Source organism: Rugosimonospora acidiphila (assembly GCF_039543385.1).
In the GTDB taxonomy this organism is placed as follows: Bacteria; Actinomycetota; Actinomycetes; order Mycobacteriales; family Micromonosporaceae; genus Rugosimonospora; species Rugosimonospora acidiphila.
Genome location: NZ_BAABJQ010000024.1, coordinates 70926 through 89595, shown reverse-complemented (window position 1 = coordinate 89595; position 18670 = coordinate 70926). Strand labels below are relative to the sequence as shown.

The following is an 18670-nucleotide window of genomic DNA, read 5'->3' as shown; positions in this document are numbered from 1 at the left end:
CCGACCCGACCCGCCGAGGCTGCGGGATGGATCACACCGCCGGGTCGGGCGCGTGGGCGGGCTCGCCGAGCCAGACACCCAGCGCGTGGCGCAGCGCCCTCCCCGGATCGGCAGTGCCGCCGGTCGCGCTGGCGCCGGTGCCGTGCGCCGGAACGTGCGCGGTGTCGATCCACGCGACGTGCCCGTCGGGACGGACCAGCATCGCGGACAGCTCCGGGTGCTCGGCGCAGCGGGCGGTGTGCACGGCCAGCCGGGGCTGCCACGGTGCCGCCGCGGCTCGGAGTTCCGGCCGGTCCGCGAGGTCGAGCAGCACCGCCCGGCCGCCGGCCAGCATCCCGGCGAGGCCGGTGGTCGCGGTGCCGTCGGTCAGGCGGAGGTTGGGCGCCATCCGGCCGAGCCAGGGGTGGGGCCGCGCGTCGAGGGCAGGCATCGGGTACCGGGTGCCGACCCCGGTGACCAGTTCGGCGAGGTACTTGGTGCCCGCCGGCTGCGCGGCCAGGTCGGCGAACAGCTCGCGTACCGGCTCCCATCCGTCGTCGCGCCCGCCGAGCAGCGCCTGCGCCCGGGTGTTGCGCAGCAGCAGTTCGCCGGCCGCATGCCGTTCGGAGTGGTACGTCTCCAGCAGCGTGTGGGGTGCCCAGCCGCGCACCGTGGCGGCCAGCTTCCAGCCGAGGTTCATCGCGTCGTCGATCGCGACGTTGACGCCCACCGCACCGGCCGGGGGATGGATGTGCGCGGCATCGCCGGCGAGCAGAATGCGCCCCTCGACGTACCGCTGCGCCTGGCGGGCGGCGTCGCCGAACCGGGTCAGCCAGCGCGGTTCGGTCAGCCGCACGTGCCGGCCCAGCGCCCGGTCCACGGTCTCCTGCAGGTACGGCAGGGTCACCGGCGCGTCGCGGTCGGCCGGCGGCTCGGGCTCGGCGGTGAGGATGCGCACGTAACCCGGTCGGGGGATGACGAACACCGCCCCGCTGCCGGTGACCGTCGGCCCGAAGGGCAGGGCCGCCGGGTCGGCCAGCGCGACGTCCCCGAGCAGCGTGTACCGGGTGGCCGTGGTACCCGGGAAGGCGATCCCGGCGAGCTTGCGCACGGTGCTGCGCCCACCGTCGCAGCCGACCAGGTACCCGGCGCGCAGCCGGTCGTCGGCACCCTCGGCTGGCCTGGGTCGTGGCGCGGCGTCGGACTCGTCGAGCCCGACCGATCGAACCGTGGCGGTGACCCCGCCGGCATCCTGGTGCAGCCCGGTGAGCCGGCGGCCCCGGCGCACCGGTACGCCCAGCTCGCCGGCGCGCTGTTCGAGCAGTTCCTCGACGCGGGTCTGCGCGATGCCGAGCGCGTACCGGTGGTCGGTGTCCATAGTGGACAGATCCAGCGGCCGGCCCAGCCCGGAGAACGTGGTGGCCGGCACCGTCGGGCCCTCGGCCAGGAACTCCTCGGCGATGCCCCGAAGTGCGAGCAGGTCGAGGCTGCGCGCGTTGAGGTTGAAACCCCGACAGAAATCGAGCCGGCGCGGGTGCGCCTCGATGACCGAGGCGCGCACGCCGGCGAGCCCGAGTTCGCAGGCGAGCATCAGGCCGGCCGGCCCGGCGCCGACCACGAGCACGTCGAGGTCGTTCACGCCGTCCGCCCGCTGTCGTGCGCGGGGCGTGCGCCGGCCGCCGGCCAGCTCAGCCTGCCCTCGTCGATGTCGGCGATGAGCTGCCCCACCCAGGTCAGTTCGGCCTCGATCATCCGCAGCCCGTACTCCGCCTCCAGCATGAACAGCCGCGGCGCCCGGCCCGAGTCGACCACCTCGCGCCACACCGCGCGCGCCTGCTCGGCCTGGGCCGACAAGCACCGGGCCCGCTCGGTCAGCGCGTCGCGGGCCGGCTGCCGCCCCAGCGCGCCGAGGTAGCTGATCGCCGAGATGAACTTCGGGTACTCCTTCGCCGGTACCCGGATCAGCTCGTCGAGCCAGGCGACGAACTCGTCGCGGCCCCGCGCGGTGTGCGCGTAGACCGTCCGCGCCGGACGCCCGCCGACCCGCGCGGTCTCCTGCGCCGAGATCCAGTTCGCCCGCTCCAGCGACCGCACCACGTCGTACAGCGATCCAGTGGTGACCTTGAATGCCTGGTCGAGACCCCGTTCCCGCAGCGTGGTCGCCATCGCGTGCGGGTGCATCGGCCGCTCCAGCAGCAGGCCGAGCACCGCCAGCGCCAGCGGATTGGCCGGGCGTCCTCCGTCCACCGGGTACTCCCATAAACTCGGATCCAATTAGTCGGATCCGAGTATGTGACGTCGTCGCGGGCCGGTCAAGGGGCTCGTTCGAGTCACCCCCGGGTTGATAACCGTCCGATGCCTGCTCATGCTGGGCGGCCTGACACGTCAACCCGGGGGTGACAAGCCGGCCTGGGACCGGCTGCTCGCGCACCGGCCCGTCGAGGTGCGGGCCGAGGTCCGCGACCGGCTCGTGGACGTGCGGCGGCAAAGAGCTCATCGCCGCCGTCGGCCAGCGCCGCCGCGACCGCGTCGGGTGTGACGTCATCGGTCTCGGCATCCCGGCCGCGCGCTACTCCCGCGACCAGGCCTGGGCCTACATCCCGCGCAAGCGGCCACGACCGGCTCCGCCGGGCGCCGGCCGCGTGGCGGTTCGGTTCGGGCCTGGTGCTCGGCGTCGTGCTCGCCGCCGCCCTGACACTGCTGGTGGTCCGGCTCGACCCGCCGGACGTGGCCGTCGAGGTGCGCGAGTTCACCCTCGGCATGGGTGCGGTCGCCGCCCTGCTGCGCGCCGCCGATCTTTCGACCGGTCTGGGTCGTCGCGCGTCCGGCGCTCGCGCGACGACCCAAACCGGTCGCCCGGCGCGGTGATCCGCGGCCGGGGCCGTGACGTGCTGTTCGGGCTGCCGGTGGTGCTCGCCGTGCTCGCGTGCGTCGCCGTGGCGTACGGCGTCCTGCTGGACTCGGCGGGCGCCCGCCTGGCGGCACCGGTGTGGTGGGGCGCCGGGGCGATGCTCGCGGTGGGTGCCGGCATCGGGGTGTGGCGGCACCTGCCCGGTCGGGCCGCCCGGAGCCTGGGCCGGGTCAGTGGTAGTGGACCAGCAGCAGGATGACCAGCACGACCAGCACCAGTCCGGCGATGACCGCGGCCGCGATCTTCGCCGGGCTGTACGGCCGCTGTCCGATCACCTCGCCGGTGCGCGCGTTCACCGCCACCTGGTAGGTGCGCCCGGCGTGCAGGTAACAGGCAAGCCACACCGGTAGCAGCATCAGCTTGAACGTGATGCCGGAGAAGGCGGTATCGACCGAGTGCAGCCGCTGCTCGTCGCCGCCGATCGCGCCCAGGCAGTCGTCGCGGATCATGGGTTCGGTGCTCTGCTTCGCCGTACGCAGCCCGTCGTCGGGTTCGACGTCGTAGCGCAGCGCGTCGTAGCCGGCCAGGTACTCCGGCTGGAACGCGACCGCCTCCGCCAGCGGCCACGGCGTCAACCGTTCGAGCTGTTGCTCGGCCATCCGCTGGGTGCCGGGCACCAGCAGATCGTCGAAGTCCCGCTCGACCCGCCCGCTCGCCGGATGCCACCGGGTCTTCTGGACCCGTCGGGTGCGGGTCTGGGCCTGCCCGTTGACGGTCACGGTGTAGGTCTCGGTCACCCAGTAGTGTTCGCCGCGCTCGCCGGTGTAGCGGGTCTCGGTGTGCGCGTCGTAGGTCCAGTGCGGTAGGTAGGTGCCCTTGAGCGACTCGGCCTCCGAGACCTTTTTCAGGGTCGACGGCGCGAACCAGCGGGAGGAGACCCAGCGGCGCAGCGCCGTACGCACCCCGTCGCGGTCGACCGCGAACGGCAGGACCGCCTCCGGCACGATCTGCTCCCCGGCGGACGGGTCGGCGATCAGCGGCGCCCCGCAGAACTGGCAGCGCCCGGCCAACGCGTCGCTGTCGGTGCGCGCCCCACACTTCTGGCAGACCAGCGCGTGCGCGCCGAGGGCGCCGTGCGCCTTGGCGGGCAGCGTCGCCAACTCCTCGTACGGGTGCTCGCGCACCTGCCGGCCGACCGCGACCACCTGCTGCTCGTGCCCGCAGTACGGGCAGCGCAGCACGGTAGTGCCGGGCGCGAACTCCACCCGGGCGCCGCACCCGTCACACGGATAGGTCTGCGCGTCCCGCGACCGCTGGGCCGGAGGGTTCTCGGTCATCCCCGTCGCCCCGGTCAGGCCGGCGTCGGCGGTTGGGCGGGGGCACCGGTTGGCGGCGCCTCGTCGACCGGCGGCAGCGGTGGCGGCGTGTTGCGCAGGAGTTCGGCCAACTCCGGCACCTGCTGGGCCTGCGCCCACTGGGCCATGCCGGCCTTCCACACCAGCGTGGTCGGCGTGAGCCGGGACGCCAGCGCGGAGACGTCGAACGGGCCCTGCCGTTCGGTACCGACCCCGACAAACCACTGCTCGGACGCCGGCAGCGGGGGAGGCGTGGCCGGGCCACCGGCCGCCGCGCTACCCGCCGCCGTACCACCCGGGTTCGCGGCGCCCGGCGCGGCGAGGCCGCCCGCCAGCCGCTGCCCGGCGGCCATGGCCAGGCCGAGTCCGAAGCCGGCGCCGGCACCGCCGCCCGGGTTGTTCGCGGCGTCCTCGATGGCGTTGGCGGTCTGGAACTGGGTGTACCGGCCGAGATCGCCCAGGATGCCCATCTGGCCGCGCTTGTCCAGCGCCTGCTCGACCTCGGGCGGCACCGAGATGTTCTCGATGATGAACTTGGGAATCTCGAGGCCGATGTCGGCGAGGTCCTCGCTCAGCGCCCCGGCCAGGGTCAGCCCGATCGTGCCCTGATGCGCGGCGAGGTCCAGCAGCGGCACCCCGGCGGTGGCCAGCGCGGAGCCCAACCGACCGACCACGATCTGTCGCAGGTATTCGTGGATCTCCTCGGTGCGGAACTGCGGGTCGGTGCCGACCAGTTCGGTCAGCAGCTTGGCGGCGTCCACGACGCGGGCGGAGAACGCCCCGAACGCGCGCAGCCGTACGGCCCCGAACTCCGGGTCCCGCACGATCACGGGGTTCTGCGTGCCCCACTTCAGGTCGGTGAACTGGCGGGTGTTGACGAAGTAGACCTCGGCCTTGAACGGCGAGTGGAAGCCGTACTTCCAGCCCTTCAGCGTGGTCAGGATCGGCACGTTCTGTGTCTCGACCGTGTAGGTGCCGGGTTGGAACGCGTCGGCGATGCTGCCCTCGTTGACGAAAACGGCGGTCTGTGATTCGCGCACGACGAGCTTGGCGCCCATCTTGATTTCGTTGTCGTAGCGGGGGAAGCGCCAGACGATGGTGTCGCGGCTGTCGTCCAGCCACTCGATGATGTCGATGAACTCGCCGCGAATCTTGTCCATGAGACCCACCGCGCGCCCCCTTCCGCCGTTGCCGCAAGACGCCGCCGACGACGGTAGCAGCCGATGTCCAGTGTCCCGGAGGCCGCTGGCCTGGGCGTTCGGGTGAGCACACCCGACCGCGCCCCGGCGGATCGCCGGTCGGTTCACCGGTGACCCGGGCGACGGTCGACGCACATGTGTGCGCACGCACGTAGTTTGTGACGCCGCGCCGCCGGCCGTGTGGTGTACCGGCCGCGCGGTCGGCAGACCGAACCCGCCGGCCGGCCGGGTCGTCGCCCCGCGCACCGATCCTCGGGCATCGATGCCGGTGGTGACGCGGCCAGCGGGGCGTCGCGACTGTCCGCGACCACTCGCGACCGTGCGCGACCGCGTGGCCAGCGCGCCGGGGGTGCCGGGCTATGCGACAATCCACGGATGGTAACGCGAGCAGTTGACCGGCAGGGCACCTCGCCGCGAGTGAAGCGCGACGACGGTAACGCGCGGGTGTCCCTGGTAACCGGCCTGGATCGCGCGGGTGAACGCGGCGAGGCTATGTTCACCGCGGTCAACCTTTCGCGCGCGTCCCAGGCCATCGTGGAGCAGATCCGCGGGCTCCTGCGCGAGGGCAAGCTGCGCCCCGGCGACCGGCTGCCCAGCGAGCGGGAGCTGTGCCAGCAGTTCGGGGTGAGCCGGGTGACGGTCCGCGAGGCCCTGCGCATCCTCGAAACGGGCGGCCTGGTCCTGATCCGGGTCGGCGCTCGCGGGGGCGCCTTCGTGACGTCCCCGACCTCCCGGCAGGTCGGCACCGGCCTGGCGGATCTGGTGTCGCTGTCCACGATCACCGCTGCCGAGGTGACCGAGGCGCGGCTGGTCTTCGAACTGGGCATCGTTCCGCTGATCGTCAGCGGCGCGACCGACGACGACATCGCCGAGCTACGCGCGTTGACCAAGCGGCACGCCCAGGCGGTCAAGGCCGGCGAGTACAGCATGCAGATGTCGGCGGAGTTCCACACGCGGCTGGCCGGGTGCACCCACAACGCCGCCATTGAGATGCTCGTGCACACCTTCCACGGCCCGCTGCTCATGTCTCTGCTCGAGGTGCAGGCCATGGCTCCGCTGGCCGGGCGCAAGGGCTGCGCGGAGCACGCCGAGTTCGTGGAGGCCGTCGCGGCACGCGACGCCGAGCTGGCCGAGTCGATCATGCGGACCCACATCGGGCGCACCGCCACCCGGATCAAGGCGCACGAGAAGCGTTCGAGGTAGCCCGGGCGTCGCCGGTTTTCCGGCGTCGCGCCGGCCGCCCTGCGTACCGTGAAGGGATGCGCCCGGCCACCACCATCCGGCGGCGGCGCCGGTGGCCGCGACGCTCCGGTGCCGGCGACCCGCCGAGGTCATGACGACCGAACGGCACCCGCCGACCCTGCTGCGTAGCCCCGGCGGGTCGCAGCGCGCCACGCTGCTGGAGCTGTTCTCCGATCTGGTGTATGTGGCGGCCCTCGCGCTCACCTCGTCTGATCTGGCCGGCGAGCTCACCTGGTCGGGGGCGCTGCGGTCGATCCTGCCGCTGGTGGCCGTCTGGTGGGTCTGGTCGATCACCGCCATCACCACCGACTTCTACGACCCCCAGCGGCGGCCCATCCAACTCATCCTCGGCGCCGTCATGGTGGGCACCATCCTGATGGCGGCCTCCCTGCCCAACGCGTTCGGCGATCGTGGCCTGGTCTTCGCCTGCGCGTACACGGGAAGTCACGTCGTGCGAGGGGTGATCCTGATGACCGCCCTGACCGGCGGCGGCCGGGTGCGGCAGCGGGCCGGGCGGTTCCTCTTCTGGTTCTGCGTGTCGACGGTGCCGTGGATCATCGGTGGGTTCGCGCACGACTCGGCGCGGGCCCTGCTGTGGGGCTTCGCGCTCGCCATCGACCTGGTGTTCAACGCCCTCCGGTACCCGACGCCGTGGCTCGGCCGGGTGCTCAGCCAGCAGTACGAGGCCGCGACCGAACATCTGGGCGAGCGGTACCAGCAGTTCATGATCCTCGCCCTCGGCGACATGATCCTCGTTGCCGTCCTCCAGTTCGCCCGGCTGGAGTTCACCGGCATGCGCACCGCCGCGCTCATTGTGGCTTTCGCGATCACGGTGCTGCTCTGGCAGATCTACGTCCACCACGCCGGATCGCTGCTGCAAACCGTGGTCGTGCGCAACCCGGGCCGGTCCTCGCGCTGGGCACCGTTCACCCACCTGTTCATGGTGGTCGGGATCGTCGTCACGGCCGCCGGCTTCGACATCGTGATCCGCAGGCCCGACGGGCACACGCCGGTGGGCTGGATCGCCGCCGTTTTCGGAGGCCCGATCCTGTTCCTGCTCGGGCGGACCGCGTTCGAGTACGAGGTCTTCGGCCGGGCGTCCTGGACCCGGCTGGGCTGGCTGGTGGTGCTCGGGGCGGCGGCGGTGCCGGCCGTGCTCCTGCCGCCGTTGTACGCCGCCACGATGGTCGGTGCCATCCTGCTCGCGCTGGCCGCCTCGGACCTCATCCGGATCAGGGGCGGAACCGGCCGGATCGAGGAGGCGGTGCTGCGCCGCCCCCCGGGCGGCCGAGCGGCCTGACCCGCCCCCGAGCGGCCGGGGCTACGGGACGGTACCCGGGCAGGACGGCGGCCGGTCGGACATCGGCCACACGTACGGCACATCGGGTACCTCGCCGAAGCGCGGCCGGTAAAAGTCGGGGTTCTTGCGCAGCAGCGCGGAGCGGTGGCTGAGGTGGAAGTCCTCCCGCCCGAGCCAGGGCGGCACGTCGCCGGCCGCCAGGAGGTCGGGCTGCTGGCGGGCCTGGCCGATCGCGCAGCGCTCCCGCAGGTCGGCGACGAGGCTGCCGGCCACGGTGTCGGCGCGTCCCCCGGAGATCCACTCCCGGCACACTGCCAGGCCGTAGCTGACCAGCGCCTCCTCGTACCCGGCCCACATCTTCACCGCCGGGTGGTGGCGCCAGCCGTACCCGGCGACGGTGAGGCCGCGCAGCACCTGGAGCGCCTCGACCCGCTGCTTGCCCAGCCGGAGCGGGTCCAGGGACCGGGCGCACTCGGCGAAGTCCGGGTACGGCAGGAACGTCTGCATCCGCGGGCTACCCGTCCGGCCCCCGGCCCGCGCCCGTCGTGCCGGGCACCGGGTGATCGCCGGACGCCACGTGATCGGACGCTACCCGGTCGGGGCGCTCGCGGCCCCCGGATCGGCCCCGATCCGCCCGCCCGTGCCGGCCGCGAGCCCCGCTCGACAAGGTGCGCCGGGTCGACCGTGGGTGCCGGGTCGACGGTGCGGGCCGGGTCGACCAGGCGTGCCGGGTCGACGGTGCGTGCATAGTCGACCAGGCGTGCCGGTCGACTATGCGGGCCCGGTCGGCCTGGGGGCGCCCGGCGGTTACGGTGCGGCGTGGCCGTCCGCGAAGTGCCGGGCCAGCTGCGCGGCGACCTCCCGCAGCACGGGCACGGCCGCGGCGATCGCGGCGTCGTCGACCCGGACCTGCGGACCGGAAATGGAGATCGCGGTGCGGGTACCTGGATGCGGAACCGCCACGGCGACGCACCGCACGCCGAGTTCCTGCTCCCCGTCGTCCACCGCGTACCCCTGGCGGCGGCACTCGTCCAGGGCCGACAGGAGGGTGTCCGGGTCGGTGATCGTGTGGGGCGTGAGCGCCGGCATGCCGGTGCGGGTCACCACCTCGACCACCTCGGCGGGGGGCAGGCCGGCCAGCAGCGCCTTGCCCACGGCGGTGCAGTGCGCCAGCACCCGGTGACCGGGCTCGGTGAACATCCGCATCGAGTGCGGGCTCGGCGCCTGGGCCAGGTAGACCACCTCGCCGCCCTCCAGGATGGCCAGGTTCGCCGTCTCGCCGGTCGCCTCGACCAGCCGGGCCAGCAGCGGCACCGCCCAGGCGCCCAGCGACTGGCTGGCCAGGTCGCCGAGGCGGATGAGTCGCGGGCCGAGCGCGTAGCGGCGCGACGCGCCCTGGCGCACGTACCCCGACGCGATCATGGTGTGCAGGAGCCGGTGGATGGTGGGCACGGGCAGGCCGGAGCTGGTGGACAGCTGGCTGATGCCCTGCGCCCCGCCGGCGTCCGCGATCAACTCCAGCAGCTCGAAGGCGCGGCGTACCGACTGCACCCCGGCCGCGCCCGCCTCGCCGCCCGTCGCCGCCGTCACGCCCACCGCCTCGCTCTCACCCGCCCGCGGCGCCTCGCCGCCCGCGATGCATTGTCTTTCCGCGATGAGGATAATAACCTCCGTAGTGTGGAGAACATACAGGGAATCACGGTCACCGGTCCGCGGCCCGACCGGTTCGACGAGGTGCTCACGCCGCAGGCCCTGGAGCTGCTCGGCGCCCTGCAGCGGCAGTTCGGCGCGCGCCGCACGGAGGTGCTGCGGGCCCGGCAGGACCGCCAGCGCGAGCTGAGCGCGGGCGGCACGCTGGAGTTCCGACCCGAGACGAGAGAGATCCGGGAGGACGCCAGCTGGCGGGTGGCGTCGCCGGCCCCCGGCCTGGTCGACCGTCGGGTCGAGATCACCGGCCCGACCGACCGGAAGATGACCATCAACGCGCTCAACTCCGGGGCGAAGGTGTGGCTGGCCGACTTTGAGGACGCCAACACCCCGCTGTGGGAAAACATGGTGGGCGGTCAGCTCAACCTCGCCGACGCCCTGGACCGCCGGATCGACTTCGAGTCGCCGGAGGGCAAGGCGTACGCGCTGCGCCCCGACGAGGAGCTGGCCACCATCGTGGTCCGTCCGCGCGGCTGGCACCTGACCGAGAAGCACCTGCTGGTTGACGGCGAGCCGATGTCGGCGAGCCTGTTCGACTTCGGGCTGTACCTGGTGCACGGCGCGCAGCGGCAGCTGCGGCTGGGCAAGGGACCCTATTACTACCTGCCCAAGATGGAGTCCGCCGCCGAGGCGCGGCTGTGGAACGACGCCTTCCTGCTCGCCCAGGACGCGCTGGGCATCCCGCGCGGCACGATCCGCGCCACCGTGCTGATCGAGACCATCCCGGCCGCGTTCGAGATGCACGAGATCCTGTACGAGCTGCGCGAGCACTCGGCCGGGCTCAACGCCGGCCGCTGGGACTACCTGTTCAGCCTCATCAAGAAGTTCCGCGACCGGGGGGCCGAGTTCGTGCTGCCCGACCGTAACTCAGTCACGATGACCGCGCCGTTCATGCGGGCATACAGCGAGCTGCTCGTGCAGACCTGCCATGCCCGCGGCGCGCACGCGATCGGCGGCATGGCCGCGTTCATCCCGAGCCGCCGCGACGAGCAGGTCAACGCGACCGCCCTGGAGAAGGTGCGCCAGGACAAGCAGCGCGAGGCCGGCGCCGGGTACGACGGTTCCTGGGTGGCCCACCCCGACCTGGTACCGGTCTGCCGCGCCGTGTTCGACGAGCACCTCGGACAGCGCCCCAACCAGCTCGACCGGCAGCGCGACGACGTGTCCGTGAGCGCGCGGGAGCTGTTGAACGTGGCCTCCGCCGAGGGCGGCGTCACCGAGGCCGGGCTGCGCAGCAACGTCTCCGTCGCCCTGCAGTACCTGCGCTCCTGGCTGGCCGGCAGCGGCGCGGTGGGCATCTTCAACCTCATGGAGGACGCCGCCACCGCCGAGATTTCGCGGTCCCAGATCTGGCAGTGGATCCACAATCCGACCACTTTGGACACGGGCGAGACGGTCACCCGCGAACTCGTGGAGCGCATCCTGGGCGAGGAGTGCGACAAGCTCGGCGACGCCGAGGGCTACGCGGCGGCCCGGGCGCTGTTCGTCGAGGTGGCCCTCGCCGAGGAGTACGCCGAGTTCCTCACCCTGCCGGCGTACCAGCGGTTCCCGTGATCGCCTGCGGTGCCCGGCCGGCGACCGGCCGGCCGGGCACGCGGGGGGTCAGGTCCGCGACCACCGCTGGTTGCTGGCGGCGCTACAGGTCCACAGCTCGATCTGGGTCCCGTTGGCGGTGGCGCCACCGGTCACGTCGAGGCACTTTCCCGATTGGACACCGGTGATGGTGCCGTCGGCGTTCATGCGCCACTGTTGGTTGGTCTGCCCGTTGCAGTCCCAGAGTTCCACCTTGGTGCCGTTGGCGGTCTGGTTGTTGTAGGCGTCCAGGCACCTCGTGCCGTACACCATCAGCTGGCCGGACGAGGTCAGCGTCCACTGCTGGTTGGCGCCACCGTTGCAGTCCCAGATCTCCACCTTGGTGCCGTTGGCGGTCTGGTTGTCGTAGGCGTCCAGGCAGCGGTTGGAGCCGACACCGCGCAGGATGCCGGTCGAGCCCCCGCCGGTACCGCCGCCGGTGGTGCCGCCGGACACCCGGTACATGACCACGCCGTGGCCGGGTACCGAGGCGCTGATCGTGCCGGTCGTGCTGCTGGTGGCGCCCGACCACAGGTCGGTCAGCCCGTAGCTGGACGCGCCCGTCTTACCGATCGCCGAGGCGCTGGTGGTGATGGTGGCGGTGGAGGAATTCTCGTTGAACAGGACCACCGACACGTCCCCATTGGACAGTGGCTTGGCCATCACGTCCAGGCCGCCGGTGGAGGTGACCATGGCGCCCTGGCGGCCCAGCGTGTCCTGGTCCACCGCGATGACCCGCTGGTTGGTCAGCGTCGCCAGGGTGGTCGCGCTGGCGCTGACCAGGTTGCCGCCCTCCAGCAGCGGCGCGGCCATCTCCGACCACAGGCTGAACTCGGTGCGGTCCTCGGTGGCCGACATCCCGTTGCCGACCTCCAGCATGTCGGGGTCGTTCCAGCCGCCGGGTGCGGCGTAGGTGGCGAGCCCGACGTTGGTGTGGAAGATGGACAGCATGCTGGAGAAGCTGGGGCCGATGTCGCCGGTGGTGCGCCACAGGTTGCCGACGCCGGCGCCCCACGTCCACGGCGAGTTGACGCCCCATTCGCAGAGGCTGAACACGATCGGCCGGCCGGTGGCGGCCAGCGCGTCGCGCATCGCCGAGTAGCGGGCGATGTACTGCTGCTGGGTGGTGCTGCCGTTGTTGTTGCAGTTGTCGTACTTGAGGTAGTCGACTCCCCAGGAGGCGAAGGTGTTCGCGTCCTGCTGCTCGTGACCGAGGCTGCCCGGGTAGCCGGCGCAGGTGGCGGTGCCGGCGTCCTCGTAGATGCCCAGCTTCAGGCCCTTGGAGTGCACGTAGCTGGCGGTACCCGAGATGCCGTCCGGGAACTTGGTGAGATCGGGCTGGAGGTTGCCGCTGGCGTCCCGGCTGTGCTGCATCCAGCAGTCGTCGATGTTGACGTACTGGTAGCCGTCGGCGGCCATGCCGGACGACACGATCTTGTCGGCGGTCTGCTTGACCAGGGCCTCGGAGACGTTGCAGCCGTAGGCGTTCCAGTCGTTCCACCCCATCGGCGGAGTGCGCGCGAGGCCGTTGTTCAGGGCCGGTGCCGCCTCGCCGGCCGGCGAGGGCGCCGAACGCCCCGTTGCGGTGTGTGCCTGTGCCGCTCCCGATCCGGCCAGGGTGCCGGCGACGGCGCCGGCGGTACCGAGCAACACCGCCGCCAGTGCGGCCAGGGCCCGCCGCCGGTACCGTCGCGAACTGCTCAACGTGGCATGCATGTGGCCTTCTCTCTCACCGTCCATCATGGACGATTACTGGATGTGGAGAGTCGTCGCCATTGTTCGCGGTAATATCGATTACTGTCAACTCGTGCCGGACGGGTCGGCGAGCTTGGGTCGGGCTGGCTCGCGAGGGTGCGGAACCCGAGGCGGCGTCGAGGCGACCGTGCGGCGCGCGGAACCCGAGGCGGTCAGGCGGCGGAGAAGCGCGGTGCGCGGTCACCGCCGCCGTACCGCGCCGTGCTGCGGCGCACCATCAAGGACGGCGTGACCCGGCTGCGGAACTCCTCGTGCGTGGGCGAATCGTCCATCAGGTCGACCAGCAGTTCCAGACCGCGCCGGCCCAACTCGTCGAAGTCCTGCCGCACGGTGGTCAGTGCCGGGATGAAGAACTCCGACTCCGGGATGCTGTCGAACCCCACCACGCTGACGTCCTGTGGCACGCGCACCCCGCGTTCGCTCAGGGCGTGCAGCAGCCCGAGCGCCATCTCGTCGTTGGCCACGAACACGGCGCTGGCGCCCGGCCGGGCGGCCAGATCGAGCCCGGCGCGGTAGCCCGACGCCGGGCTCCAGTCGCCGCGGATGAGCGGGGGAGCGGGGACCCCAGCGTCGGCCAGGCTCGCGCGCCATCCCTCGACGCGCTCCTGCGCCTCCAGCCAGTCGGCCGGGCCCGCCACGTGCCACACCGTGCGGTGCCCCAACTCCAGCAGGTGGTCGGTGGCCAATCGGGCGCCGGTGAACTGGTCCACCGAGACGACCGGCACGTCCCCGCCGGCGTACCCCGCCTCGACCGCCACGATGGGCAGGCCGCCCTGGAACTCGCTGACCCCTCGCGCCGAGTCCTCGCGCGGCGCGATGACGATGACCCCGTCGACGGACTGGTCGGCCAGGGCCTCCACGCTGCGCCGGACCGAGCCGGCGTCCTCGGCGGCGAGGCTGCTCAGCGTGATGGCGTACCCGGCGGCGCGGGCCGCCTGCTCGATGGCCAGCAGCGCGGAGGCGGGGCCGAACAGTCGGGTGTCGAAGCCGACCACCCCGACAGTCCGGGAGCGTCGGCTGGCCAGCCCCCGGGCCAGCGCGTTGGGCCGGTAGTTGAGCTGGCGCATGGCGGACAGCACCCGGTCCCGGGTGGTTCCCCGCACATTCGGATGATCGTTGAGCACGCGTGACACGGTCTGGTGGGAGACGCCGGCCAGCCGGGCGACATCGTGAATCACGGGGGCTCGCGAGGCGGTCCGACCGCCCCCGGCCGTGAACCCGTCCCTACCTGCGTGAGCGCTCACTGTGTCCCTTCCGGGCGCCGATGCCGACCACGATACGTGAGGATGACCCGGTCAGCCGCCATCAGGGTGTCCGACCACGTGCCGGATGAACTCGGCGGCCAGCCGGCCGTGCTGCCCGGGAAGCCAGACCGCGCGCAGGTCCCGGCCGAGGTCCAGCCCGCTGACCGGCACCGTGACCAGGCTCCCGTCGCGCAGTTCGTCCTGGACGGCCAGCCGGCTCACCACGGTCGCGCCGAGCCCGGCGCGCACCGCCGCCTTGAGCGCCGCCGTGGACGTCATCACGCCGTACGGCTCGGCCACCCGGTACCCGGCCCGGGCGGCGGCCTCCTCGTACGTGCGCCGGGTGCCGGACTCCCGCTCGCGCAGCAGCAGCGGGGTGCGGGCCAGGACGTTGCCCGGCAGGTCGTCCCGGCCGGCCCAGGGGTGGTCGGGCGCGACCACCACCGCCAACTCGTCCCGCCCGATGCGCCGGGTGCGCAGGCCGGCGAAGGTGCCCGGCGCTTCCACGAAGCCGAGCTCCACCTCGCCGGCCCGGACCGCCGCGACCACCTCGTCGGTGTTGGCCACGGTCAGCCGGACCGCGACATCCGGCCGCACCGCGCCGAAACCGACCACCCGGGCAGGAAGCACGTACTCCGCGTTGGTGTAGCTGGCGGCCACCCGGATCCGCCCGCGCGCCCCGGCGCGCACCGCGTCGGCCTGGGCGGCGAACCGGTTGAGCGCGGCGAGCACCTCGCGGGCCGGCCCGGCCAGCCGCTCGCCCTCGGGGCTGGGCCGAGATCCACGCGGGCCGCGTCGCAGCAGGGACACGCCGAGCCGGCGCTCCAGCCGGCCGATCGCCTGGCTGGCCGAGGGCTGGCTGATCCGGTGCCGGCGGGCGGCGGCGGACAGGCTGCCGAGGTCGACCGCGTCGACGAACAGGCCGAGGGCCAGCGGGTCCAGGGCGAGCAGTTCGGTCGGGGCTAGGTGGTGGCGTTCAGCCATAGGCATAGCCTATGACGTCATATCGGTTTCGCCACTACCCTGAAGGGCCAGACCGGCAAAGACTTGCGGCATGACCAGCGGGCGGATGCGCGCGCTGCTACCCGGGATCCTGGTGGCGGCGGTTATCGGCGGGCTGGCGACCGCCGCGGGCACGGCGGTTCCGCGGCTCGGCGCCCCGGTGGTGGCGGTGCTGCTCGGCCTGCTCACCCGGACCGTGGCCGACCGGCTCGGCCCCGGCGCGGCAAAGGGTTCCGGTGGCTCGGCGGGTTCCGGTGGCTCGGAGGGTTCCGGTGGCTCGGCGGGCGGCCGGCGGGGCGGGGCGTTCCTGCACGAGGGTTCCCGATTCGCCGGGCGGCAGGTGCTGCAGGCGGCGGTCGTGGTGCTCGGCACCGGCCTGTCCGTGCGCGCCGTCCTGCACACCGGGGTGGCCTCGCTGCCGGTCATGCTCGGCACCCTGGCCCTGTGCCTGCTGGCCGCCTGGCTGCTCGGACGCCTGCTGCGCATTCCCGATCCGCTGCGCACGCTGATCGGCGCCGGTACCGGTATCTGCGGGGCATCCGCCATCGCCGCGCTGCGCACCGTGGTCGCCGCCGACGAGGTGGCCGTCGCGTACGCGGTGTCGACGATCGTCGTCTACAACATCACGGCCACCGTCGTCTTCCCGCCGGTGGGCCGGCTGCTGGGCCTCAGCCAGCACGCCTTCGGCCTGTGGGCGGGTACCGCCGTCAACGACACCTCCAGCGTGGTCGCCACCGGGTACGCGTACGGGGTGGAGGCCGGCCGCTACGCGGTGACGGTCAAGCTGACCCGGGCGCTCATGATCATCCCTGTGGTACTCGGCGCCGCGCTGCGGGCCCGCCGCCCGGCCGCCGTACCGCGGCCCGCCACCGCTGTCCGAACCGACACCGACACCGGCGCCGCCACCCTCACCGGGGCCGGCACCGGCAGCGGCACGGGCACGGTCACCGGCACCGGCACGGTCACCGAGACCGTGCCCGCCGACCCGCCGGCCCGGACGCCGGTCTGGCGGCTGGTGCCGCCGTTCCTGGTGCTGTTCCTGCTCGCGGCGGCGGCCAACTCGGCCGGCCTCGTACCGGCCGGCTGGCAGGGCGGGCTGACCCGGCTGGCCGGGTACCTCATCGCGGTCGCGCTGGCCGGCGTCGGGCTCGGGGTACGCCTCGGCGAGCTGCGCCGCGCCGGACTGCGCCCGCTGGCCTTCGGCGGCATGCTGTCGGTGCTGGTGGCGGTCGGCAGCCTCGGGCTCCAGGCGCTCACCGGTCAGTAGCCGTCCGGAGATCCGCCAGCGCGCCCCGGGGCTCAGGCGACGGCCGGGTGCCGGTCGCCGACCGGGGCCGGATCGGGCCGACGCAGCTGCCGCCAGGCCGGGAAGACGAACGGCGCGAGGGTGGTCAGCAGGTACACAGTGCCGAACGCGAGCAGGGCGGGGCGCGTACCCAGCGCCTCGATGGCGTACCCGCCGAACAGCCCCCCGAACGGCACGCCGATCCACGAGCTGGCCCGCACCGCGCCGAGCACCCGGGCCCGCAGGTTCTCGGGGATCCGCTCGTAGGCCGTCGCCCCGATCACCGGGTTCAGGGATCCCGCGAAGACCTCGGAGACCAGGACCACCCCGATGACCGAGGGCAGCGTGCCGGCCAGTACGAGAACGAGGAAGCGGGGCGCACCGCCGACCAGAAAGCCCACGCTGTACAGCGCCCGCCGGGACAGCCGGGGCCCGAGCCACGCCCCGAGCAGGTTGCCCAGCACGCTGCCGAGGCCGCCGACCCCGGCGAGGACGCCCAGCGCGCCGGCCGACCCGAACCGCTCGCGCGCCCACACCGGCAGCATCACCGCGGCCAGCCCCTGATCGAGCAGGTTGGTGACGGCGATCATCGTGATGAGGCCGAGCAACAGCCGGTCCGTCCGGATGAACCGCAGGCCGGCCGCCAGGTCGCGGCCGTAGCGCCCCAGCGCCGTGCCGCCCGTCGCCGTGCCGCCCGTCGCTGTGCGGTCCGATCTCGTGCCATCGGGTGCCGTGCGGTCCGGCGGCGCGGTGGTCGGCTGCCGGGGCACGCGTACCCAGATGGCGCCCATCGCCGCGGCGGCCGCGAACGTCGCGGCGTCGATGGCGACCACCAGCGGCGATCCGGCGAGCGTGACCACGGCCGTGGCCGGCGGCGCGCCGACCAGCAGCGCGAGGCGGTTGGCGCCCGAGTTGAGGCCGGCGGCCCGCTCGAGCGCGATCCCGCCGAGCGAGGCGGTGGTCGGGACCAGCGCGCCGTTCGCGCAGTCGGCGGTGCCGCGTACCGCTCCGGCCACCGCGACGAGGGTGAGCAGTGTCGGCAGGGTGAGGACGCCCGTCGCGTGTGCCACCGGGATTGCGCCGACCGCGATGGCGGCCAGCACGTTGCCCGACACGAACGCCCGCCGCAGCCCGGCCCGGTCGACCAGCGGGCCGGCCAGGGCCTGGGCGACCACGTAGGGAGCCATCTCCGCGAACGCGACCAGGCCGGTGGTGGCCGCGCTGCCGGTGGTGCTCAGCACCAGCCACGGGATGGCCACCGCAGACATCGAGGTGCCGGCCACCGAGATCGCGTACCCGCCGAGCAGCGCGGCGAACGGCGCGCGCCGCGTCACGACGGGGCCTCACCGTCACGCCGGACGCCGCCGTCGACGGCGTCGTAGGGCAGCAGCTGGAACTGGAAGATCGCGCGCACCGCACCCTCGCCCGGCTCGCGCTGGTCCGGCTCGCGCTGGTCCGGCTCGCGCTGGTCCGGCTCGCGCTGGTCCGGCTCGCGCTGGTCCGGCTCGCGCTGGTCCGGCTCGCGCTGGTAGCGCCGGACCACGGCGGCGACCTCCTCGGCGAGCGACCGGGCCTGCTCGTGGGTCAGCTCGATGCTGTTCTCGTGGAACGTCCACGGCAGCGTGGGCAGCTCGTCGAGCCGGCCGGTGAGGCTGTTGACGTAGGCGAGCATGCGCTCGTGATATTGCTGCACGACGATCCGCAGGTACTGCTCGGCGACCTCGATGTTCTGTGGGTCGGGCGGATCGTCGGGGGAGCGGAGGGTCAGGCCCGAGCCCCGGTACTTCGGGCGCCACCAGCGGTCGCGACCGGTGCCTCGCGCGGTGTCCTCCTCCACGAACCCCAGCTCGCCGAGGATCCGCAGGTGGTAGCTGGTCACGCCGCTCGATGCGCCGATGCGGCGGCCGAGCTGCGAGGCGGTGGCCGGGCCGTCGGTCTCCAGCAGCCAGAGCAGCCGCACCCGCACCGGATGCGTCAGGCCGCGCAGCCGTCGTGGGGTGAGCATGAGGTCGACGGACGGGTCGAACCAGCCCGGCCAGCCGTCGGGCGGGGCGGCCGGCGTCGAACCGGGCCCGACCGGCGAGAGCGTCCCGGACTTCTCGTCGTCCATGCGCTCACCGTAATTCGCAAAGGATATTTTGCAAAGAAAATTCTGCGTTTTCCTGCGCCGAGGGGCCCT

The 18670-nt window shown here is 73.1% G+C and carries 17 protein-coding genes; 6 read left to right on the top strand and 11 right to left on the bottom strand.

What is annotated here, in order from left to right:
- Positions 1–31: 31 nt before the first annotated feature.
- On the bottom strand, positions 32–1618 hold the full coding sequence (locus ABEA87_RS31295) for an FAD-dependent monooxygenase (RefSeq protein ID WP_345635735.1): 1587 nt from the start codon (positions 1616–1618) through the stop codon (positions 32–34).
- Positions 1615–2226 carry a PadR family transcriptional regulator gene (locus ABEA87_RS31290; RefSeq protein WP_345635733.1) on the bottom strand — a complete coding sequence of 204 codons (612 nt, stop codon included), beginning with the start codon at positions 2224–2226 and terminating at the stop codon, positions 1615–1617. Before ABEA87_RS31290 ends, ABEA87_RS31295 begins: the two co-directional genes overlap by 4 nt.
- A 417-nt stretch (positions 2227–2643) precedes the next feature.
- Here ABEA87_RS31290 and ABEA87_RS31285 point away from each other — a divergent pair, with 417 nt between their 5' ends.
- Complete coding sequence (locus tag ABEA87_RS31285; RefSeq protein ID WP_345635731.1) at positions 2644–2847, top strand: hypothetical protein; 204 nt, start codon at positions 2644–2646, stop codon at positions 2845–2847.
- Positions 2844–3089 (top strand): hypothetical protein, encoded by a 246-nt coding sequence (locus ABEA87_RS31280; RefSeq protein WP_345635729.1) that lies wholly within the window; start codon positions 2844–2846, stop codon positions 3087–3089. The genes ABEA87_RS31285 and ABEA87_RS31280 overlap by 4 nt, the downstream gene beginning before the upstream one ends.
- On the opposite strand, the gene ABEA87_RS31275 is transcribed toward ABEA87_RS31280, so the two are convergent.
- Positions 3061–4167, bottom strand: coding sequence for a TFIIB-type zinc ribbon-containing protein (locus ABEA87_RS31275; protein WP_345635727.1), 1107 nt, complete (start codon positions 4165–4167; stop codon positions 3061–3063). The genes ABEA87_RS31280 and ABEA87_RS31275 overlap by 29 nt on opposite strands.
- Before the next feature lie 14 nt (positions 4168–4181).
- The gene (locus tag ABEA87_RS31270) at positions 4182–5345 is read right to left on the bottom strand and encodes an SPFH domain-containing protein (protein WP_345635725.1); all 1164 of its coding nucleotides are present in this window, start codon (positions 5343–5345) and stop codon (positions 4182–4184) included.
- A 414-nt stretch (positions 5346–5759) separates the two neighbouring features.
- Between ABEA87_RS31270 and ABEA87_RS31265 the strand changes: the two genes are divergently transcribed.
- Positions 5760–6587 (top strand): FadR/GntR family transcriptional regulator, encoded by an 828-nt coding sequence (locus ABEA87_RS31265; RefSeq protein ID WP_345635724.1) that lies wholly within the window; start codon positions 5760–5762, stop codon positions 6585–6587.
- Positions 6588–6717: 130 nt separating this feature from the next.
- Positions 6718–7926, top strand: a complete 1209-nt coding sequence (locus ABEA87_RS31260) for a low temperature requirement protein A (RefSeq protein ID WP_345635722.1) — start codon at positions 6718–6720, stop codon at positions 7924–7926.
- A 21-nt stretch (positions 7927–7947) separates the two neighbouring features.
- Here ABEA87_RS31260 and ABEA87_RS31255 read toward each other — a convergent pair whose 3' ends face one another.
- Complete coding sequence (locus ABEA87_RS31255) at positions 7948–8433, bottom strand: MSMEG_6728 family protein (RefSeq protein ID WP_345635721.1); 486 nt, start codon at positions 8431–8433, stop codon at positions 7948–7950.
- A gap of 300 nt (positions 8434–8733) precedes the next feature.
- On the bottom strand, positions 8734–9516 hold the full coding sequence (locus ABEA87_RS31250) for an IclR family transcriptional regulator (RefSeq protein WP_345635719.1): 783 nt from the start codon (positions 9514–9516) through the stop codon (positions 8734–8736).
- A gap of 87 nt (positions 9517–9603) precedes the next feature.
- On the opposite strand from ABEA87_RS31250, the gene aceB reads away from it, so the two are divergent.
- Entirely contained in the window at positions 9604–11187 is a 1584-nt protein-coding gene (aceB, locus tag ABEA87_RS31245) for a malate synthase A (RefSeq protein ID WP_345635718.1), read from the top strand.
- 48 nt (positions 11188–11235) lie between these two features.
- Here the strand turns inward: aceB and ABEA87_RS31240 are convergent, their stop codons facing one another.
- The 3 genes from ABEA87_RS31240 to ABEA87_RS31230 all read right to left on the bottom strand — a co-directional run bounded on the left by ABEA87_RS31240 (position 11236) and on the right by ABEA87_RS31230 (position 15188).
- Positions 11236–12921 (bottom strand): RICIN domain-containing protein, encoded by a 1686-nt coding sequence (locus ABEA87_RS31240; RefSeq protein ID WP_345635716.1) that lies wholly within the window; start codon positions 12919–12921, stop codon positions 11236–11238.
- Between the two features lie 191 nt (positions 12922–13112).
- A complete protein-coding gene (locus ABEA87_RS31235; RefSeq protein ID WP_345635714.1) occupies positions 13113–14138 on the bottom strand; it encodes a LacI family DNA-binding transcriptional regulator in 1026 nt (341 codons plus the stop codon).
- Between the two features lie 117 nt (positions 14139–14255).
- Positions 14256–15188, bottom strand: coding sequence for a LysR family transcriptional regulator (locus ABEA87_RS31230; RefSeq protein ID WP_345635712.1), 933 nt, complete (start codon positions 15186–15188; stop codon positions 14256–14258).
- Positions 15189–15258: 70 nt separating this feature from the next.
- Here ABEA87_RS31230 and ABEA87_RS31225 point away from each other — a divergent pair, with 70 nt between their 5' ends.
- Positions 15259–16473 carry a YeiH family protein gene (locus ABEA87_RS31225; RefSeq protein WP_345635711.1) on the top strand — a complete coding sequence of 405 codons (1215 nt, stop codon included), beginning with the start codon at positions 15259–15261 and terminating at the stop codon, positions 16471–16473.
- A 32-nt stretch (positions 16474–16505) separates the two neighbouring features.
- Here the strand turns inward: ABEA87_RS31225 and ABEA87_RS31220 are convergent, their stop codons facing one another.
- On the bottom strand, positions 16506–17825 hold the full coding sequence (locus ABEA87_RS31220) for an MFS transporter (protein ID WP_345635709.1): 1320 nt from the start codon (positions 17823–17825) through the stop codon (positions 16506–16508).
- Positions 17822–18601: a winged helix-turn-helix domain-containing protein gene (locus ABEA87_RS31215; protein WP_345635707.1), complete on the bottom strand. Its 780-nt coding sequence runs from the start codon at positions 18599–18601 to the stop codon at positions 17822–17824. Before ABEA87_RS31215 ends, ABEA87_RS31220 begins: the two co-directional genes overlap by 4 nt.
- Positions 18602–18670: the final 69 nt, after the last annotated feature.

Coding starts and splice junctions, on each gene's coding strand:
- ABEA87_RS31275 (WP_345635727.1), bottom strand. CDS start 4,167: ATGACCGAGAACCCTCCGGCCCAGCGGTCGCGGGACGCGCAGACCTAT.
- ABEA87_RS31255 (WP_345635721.1), bottom strand. CDS start 8,433: ATGCAGACGTTCCTGCCGTACCCGGACTTCGCCGAGTGCGCCCGGTCC.
- ABEA87_RS31240 (WP_345635716.1), bottom strand. CDS start 12,921: ATGCATGCCACGTTGAGCAGTTCGCGACGGTACCGGCGGCGGGCCCTG.
- ABEA87_RS31230 (WP_345635712.1), bottom strand. CDS start 15,188: ATGGCTGAACGCCACCACCTAGCCCCGACCGAACTGCTCGCCCTGGAC.
- ABEA87_RS31225 (WP_345635711.1), top strand. CDS start 15,259: ATGACCAGCGGGCGGATGCGCGCGCTGCTACCCGGGATCCTGGTGGCG.
- ABEA87_RS31270 (WP_345635725.1), bottom strand. CDS start 5,345: ATGGACAAGATTCGCGGCGAGTTCATCGACATCATCGAGTGGCTGGAC.
- ABEA87_RS31215 (WP_345635707.1), bottom strand. CDS start 18,601: ATGGACGACGAGAAGTCCGGGACGCTCTCGCCGGTCGGGCCCGGTTCG.
- ABEA87_RS31260 (WP_345635722.1), top strand. CDS start 6,718: ATGACGACCGAACGGCACCCGCCGACCCTGCTGCGTAGCCCCGGCGGG.
- ABEA87_RS31265 (WP_345635724.1), top strand. CDS start 5,760: ATGGTAACGCGAGCAGTTGACCGGCAGGGCACCTCGCCGCGAGTGAAG.